At 41.6% G+C, this 6,038-nt stretch carries 4 protein-coding genes; 1 reads left to right on the forward strand and 3 read right to left on the reverse strand.

Annotated features, from left to right (window positions below; all coding sequences use genetic code 11):
* The coding region (locus tag A3757_RS00840) for an SDR family oxidoreductase (protein WP_156506069.1) at positions 1-920 on the reverse strand (920 nt) is incomplete at its 3' end.
* Positions 921-1,282: 362 nt separating this feature from the next.
* Between A3757_RS00840 and A3757_RS00845 the strand changes: the two genes are divergently transcribed.
* The gene (locus A3757_RS00845) at positions 1,283-4,126 is read left to right on the forward strand and encodes an insulinase family protein (RefSeq protein WP_156490641.1); all 2,844 of its coding nucleotides are present in this window, start codon (positions 1,283-1,285) and stop codon (positions 4,124-4,126) included.
* Between the two features lie 48 nt (positions 4,127-4,174).
* Here A3757_RS00845 and sbcB read toward each other — a convergent pair whose 3' ends face one another.
* Both sbcB and A3757_RS26030 read right to left on the reverse strand, forming a co-directional pair.
* Positions 4,175-5,617 carry an exodeoxyribonuclease I gene (gene sbcB, locus A3757_RS00850; RefSeq protein ID WP_068738991.1) on the reverse strand — a complete coding sequence of 481 codons (1,443 nt, stop codon included), beginning with the start codon at positions 5,615-5,617 and terminating at the stop codon, positions 4,175-4,177.
* Positions 5,618-5,701: 84 nt separating this feature from the next.
* Positions 5,702-6,038, reverse strand: a 337-nt coding sequence (locus tag A3757_RS26030; RefSeq protein ID WP_197469618.1) for a hypothetical protein, incomplete at its 5' end; no start/stop codon positions are given.

Raw genomic sequence — 6,038 nt, forward strand, 5'->3', positions numbered from 1 at the left:
ACCGCACTCGTAATACGCTTAACAGGAGGAAGGTTCTTTAGGCCATTCCTAACCATTGAAGGAATAAAACCAAACATGCGAGAATCAACACGCATTGTCATGGTTGGCGCATGACCAGCTTCGGCAAAAATATTTAGAACCTCACCAACCTTGTGTGGGTCTGGGTCAGTCAAATGGAAACATTTTCCATCTTCACCATCTGCATGGGAAATATGATCAATTGCATCAACAATAAAGTCGACCGGCACAACGTTAATGCGGCCACCTTCAATACCAATAGTAGGCATCCACTTTGGTAAAGTGTTACGAATTTTTTGCAGCATTTTGAAGAAGTAATATGGACCGTCAATCTTGTCGATCTCACCAGTCTTAGAGTGCCCCACAACCATACCAGGACGATAGATTCTGAAAGGAATAGAGCATTCGTCTCGAACAGCCTTTTCCGAGTCATGTTTTGTTTGAAGGTATGGATCGTCAAGGTTCTCGGCCTCTTCGAACATATCCTCTCTAAACGTCCCCTTATAAAGACCAGCTGCTGCGATCGAACTAATATGGTTAAAACAGCCTGCTTGCATTTCTGTCGCGGCAACAATTGCGTTTCTTGTGCCCTGTACATTTACTGCTTTCTGAATTTCAGCACCAGCGTTCAAATCATAGATCGCTGCTAGATGATAAAAGTGCTTAACATTTCCTTTGAGCTCGGCCATTTGAGCATCAGAGATACCCAGGTTATCCTGAGTCAAATCGCCAACGATCGCTACAACGTCATCACCTGACACGTTAAAACGCTCAAGCAATTCCTCATAGCGCTCCATACTGGACTCTTGTGTAAGAAGATATATCTTCTCACCACGCGCGATTAGTTTCTCAACTAAAAAACGACCAATAAAACCGGTTCCACCGGTCAAAAAATAGCTCATTACTTAATACCCCGAAAAGAATAAATTGATTGCGCTTCGCTCAGAATTCGCTTACCAATGGATAACTAGTTAATTCCCTGCATCAGTATCTTAAGTCTGAAATCAAATGCGACCACACCAAAGATAATTGTAGTATAAAGCCAAAAATATGCTGAAATATAATACTAATCGGCCATGTGACCTTATTTTAACTACAGATTACGTAGATACATTACTCTAATATATATAATTATGTTATTAACGTGAACTTGCTTTAACAAAAGCCCCTATCAAGCTGAAATAACACTATACTAGCTCACTAAATTTACTTTGATCATCGAGGAATTTCTGTGTTCGGAATATCAATTTTACGGCCAGTTTATTTGCTTTTCATATTATGCGCTGTAGGTATTATATCTAGTAATGTTAACGCCTCCCTTTCTATAGAAAAAAGCCCTAATGATAGCCGGCACTACGATTACTTAGTACTAGAAAACAAACTTCGAGTCTTGCTGGTTTCCGACCCAAATACCGATAAATCTTCTGCGTCTCTAGACGTTAATATTGGCAGCGCAAGTGACCCTCTTGAATATCCGGGCTTGGCCCACTTTCTTGAACATATGCTCTTCCTTGGCACTGAAAAATTCCCTGAGCCTGATGCTTATCAGAAATATATCACTCAACATGGCGGCTCACACAATGCATATACTTCACCTGAAAATACAAACTATTTCTTTGATATCCGACCCGAATTCCTAGAAGCGGCGCTTGAACGCTTTTCTGAGCAGTTCACTCACCCGCTTTTTAACGCCGAGTATGTCGAGCGTGAAGTTAACGCTGTTCATTCCGAATACACATCCAAAGTCAAGGATGATGGACGACGCTTTTATTCTGTAATAAAAGCAGTATTAGCCGACGATCACCCCTATAGCCGCTTTTCTGTTGGAAACCTTGAAACCCTGAGTGACAAAGGCGAAGAAAAGTTACGCGACACTTTATTAGAGTTTTATCAAAAGAATTACTCTGCGAATCAAATGACTTTGGTAATTTTGGGGAAAGAGCCTCTTTCAACACTTAAAAAGTGGACACTAGCCAAGTTCAGTAACATTCCAAACAGCAACGTCGAGTTTACCGACATATCGCAAGATTTCTTCGCAGAAGATTTCCTACCTGTAAAAGTTGAAGCGCAATCGATAATGGACAAGCGATCAATGATGCTCGCATTCCCCATACCATCATCAAGCCTTCACCAAGACTCAAAGCCTGTATCCTACCTATCAAACCTGATTGGCCATGAGGGTAAAGGCAGCCTATTGTCGGCATTAAAAAATGAAAACCTAGTCGACTCACTATCGGCCGGTGCAGAGTTTGATACTAGAGTCAAAGAACTGTTTGTTATCCGCATGAGCTTGACTCAGTTTGGCTTTGACAACCAGGAACGAATTCTAGAGACCATTCATAGTTATATTGACCTTCTACGTAAAGAAGGCCTGAAAAAGCTTTACTTTGACGAACAAAAAACCATGTTAGATATTGCTTTTAACTATCAAGAGAAAAGTGAACCCATTCATTTCACGAGCAAGCTATCAAGGGCGCTCCAGTTTACTTCAGCAGAAGATATTCTTATCAAGCCCTACTCGCTCAAGCAGTTCGATCACGAGTTATACAAAACATACTTAAGCCATCTTAATCCCAAGAATATGTTTGTTGCGGTTAGCGCTAAAGCAGTTGTTGGAAAACGGTTTACTGACTGGTACGACGCACCCTATAACATTCAAGAACTGGATCAGAACCTTCTGGATAAACTCATCAAACCTAAGCAGGACAATAGGCTAAGCCTGCCAGAAAAAAACATTTTTATTCCGGAAAACATATCAATAGTTAAAACGATGAATACTGAAAAGCCAGAGCTTCTGCTCAAACAACTTGGCTTAGAAGTATGGCATCACACTGACACTAGCTTTGGCACGCCTAAATCAAACTTATTCCTTACCATACGCTCCCCTGAAGCGCTTAAGTCTGCGGCAACGCTAAATATGACAGATCTTTTAGTAAAACTTCTAACTGACTCGCTTAATGAATATAGCTACCCTGCCTATCTTGCAGGCCTTCATTACGAGCTATACAAGCATATGCGTGGTGTAACCATCAAAATCAGCGGGTACAGCGATAGACAGGCCCAACTTCTAAGCAAGTTACTTAACACCGTTAAATATGCAGAGTTTTCTCCCTCTCGTTTCTCTATAATGAAAGAACGCTTGTCTAGAAGCCTATCAAACGCAAAAGATAAGAAGCCATTTCAGCAAGCTATTTCCAAAGCTCAGAACGTAGTTATTGCTCCTTCTTGGAATGAAGAAGAACGTCTGAGCGCACTTAGAGATATAAAACTAGAAGATATTAATCAGTTTCGTGAAGACTTTCTGTCTCAACTAGATATAGCAGTGTTGAGTAGCGGAAACCTATCGCGTGCATCAACACTCAATAATGCACAATTAATTCAAAGCATATTACTTGATAAGGCAACTAAGACCGAGGTCAGCCGCGCCAAAATTCGCCGCATACCACCTAAGACTCCTTGGCTCAACACGCTCGACACCGAGCACAGTGATACCGGCTTTGTTCACTATGTACAAGGAAAAACTACTAGTCACAAAGAACGTGCTAAGTACTTACTACTCACTCAAATACTCTCTAGTGATTACTACAACCAAGTCCGCACTCAAAAACAAATGGGTTACATCGTATTCGCAACCAATTTTGAGTTGCTTGAAGTACCGGCTATAGCGTTCATTGTTCAGTCCCCTAGTAACACAGGCCAAGAGCTTTATAAGGAAACCAAGGCGTTCATTCATACAAGCTTAGAGACAGTTAGGTCAACAAGCAAAGCTGACTTGAACAAGCACAAGAGCTCGGTTGTTGCAAACCTACTAAAGCAAGACAACACCCTTTATTCACGCTCCAATAGGTTTTGGAAAGACATTGATATAAAAAATGTAGACTTCGACACCAAAGAACAATTAGCTAAAGAAGTGAACTCTCTTACCTTAGAAGATATGAGCACTCTAGTTCAGAACATTATTGCTGACGAAAACGGGGTGCTTACTGTTGTCGCAAAATCTAATTCTGAAAACTCTCAGGCAAGAGAACCAGAAAAGACAGAAATTAACAGCGCCGAGGGCATGACGAATCTTTCTACTGAACAATGGCAAGGGTTCAGCAAGTTCTAGAAAAAGCTTATTTAGCTTCAGATAGCCCGCGCTATCTGAAGCTCTTTACTAGGCATATGGAATGATAGACTCACCATAGAACCGGAGATCTTCAAGCACCGACTGAGATTTAGAGTCGATATCCGATTGAGATATTGCATGAATGCGATCGAAGAACTCTTTAAAAGTAAGGTACCCGCCATCGGCGCTCATCAATTTGTTTGCACAATACCGCTCCCACTTTGACTGCTCTTCCTCCGTCAAAGTTTGAGGAAAGTTTCGCGCTTTGTAGCGAAACAATAATTCCGGCAAACGACTATCCTGAAATCTAAACTCCTCTTCCTCCAACTCAATATCACTGGCCTGCCTAACGCGCGACATCTCAGCTTTATCATGGGTAGAGAAAAAACCACCGCTATATATCATCAAGTCGGGGTCTGTTTCGTTTCTCTCGGGGGAGCTCAGGCTGAACACTTCTTTAATTTTTTCAACAAATATTGGGTTATTTCTGATCCATTCTAAGTGTGACCTCATCAAATCCAGATTCAGCTCCCAGCGTTCAAGTCGTTCAGCAGACATCGTCTTTATCATTGCAGCAGGAACAACCATTGGGCATTTATTTACATGAATCGCCTTGATTGCTGGCCGCTCTTCGCCCTCAGAAAGCTGCGCCGAAGGCATGTAAAGCCGACGCTGAATCTGTTCATTGCTCAGCGCAAACAAGTAAGCAGGGTCTTGCCTTAGATCAAAACAGATAAAGGAATTTTTATTCTTGGAGTCTTGAAATAGCGGCACAATAAGCGCACAACACCCTTTACTTGCAGGAAATTTCGAAGAAACATGAAAAACCGGTTTAAGCTTATTTGGTTCGAGTAACTCTAGTACCTTATGCTTGTCTCTATTTTTAAAAACATAGTCGAACAATTGTGGCTGTGCTGACTTGATTAGCTTAGCTAGGCCGATGGTGGCATAAACATCACTCATCGCGTCATGTGCTGACAAGTGCTCAATACCATTAGCTTGACTTAAGACCTCAAGCCTAAAGCTTGGCGTTCCAGAGTCATCACAAGGCCAATTGATCCCTTCGGGTCGAAGAGCGTAAGTTAAACGCACAACATCGATTAAGTCCCAGCGTGAATTACCGTTTTTCCACTCTCGCTCATAAGGGTCTATAAAGTTCCTATAAAACAGGTTTCGAGTGATTTCATCATCAAAGCGAATACTATTATAGCCAGCCACACAGGTAGACGGGACTGAAAAAATCTCTTCTACCTTCTTGGCAAACTCGACCTCAGAGAAACCGTTTTCTTGTGCATATTGAGGTGTGATGCCAGTAATTAAGCAAGCTTCTGGAGAAGGCAAAGCATCTTCTGAAGGGCGACAGTAAAAAGTCGTTGGCTCTTCGATGATATTTAAATCTAAATCGGTTCTAACACCGGCAAACTGACTTGGCCTATCTCGGCGAGTATCTGCGCCGAATGTTTCGTAGTCGTGCCAAAAGATGGACTGCATTAGAACCTCCTAATCTAAGAAGGTTCATATTGTACTCTATAGGCTTGCTTTTCGAGAACTGTAAGATTAATAAAGGAAAAGATTTTACGGCTTAAATAAACCAACACCACGGTCGATATATTCCACCCGAACTCGTTCAGTACCATTAGCATTAGTGCCGGTATTCATATCTATATGAAGAGAAGTAGGTATGTTAATAAATACACCTGAAGCAGTGGTCATCTGACCATCACTCGTTGACCAGTCGGTGTCTTCTTTCTGAAAAGAGATGAAAAAGTCGTTGGTGTAATCAACATTACCTGTTGTAGAGTTTCTCTGCCCAACATCAAGAGTCTTATAGTCTGCAAGGTCATAACAGTAAAAACCCGAATTACAATCCGTTGCACCTCCACTTTGATCATTACCTACACCAAAATACTTA

Source organism: Oleiphilus sp. HI0117, from assembly GCF_001635235.1.

Bases quoted from the DNA above. Each gene is read 5' to 3' on its own strand.
- sbcB (WP_068738991.1), bottom strand. From the start codon at position 5,617: ATGCAGTCCATCTTTTGGCACGACTACGAAACATTCGGCGCAGATACT.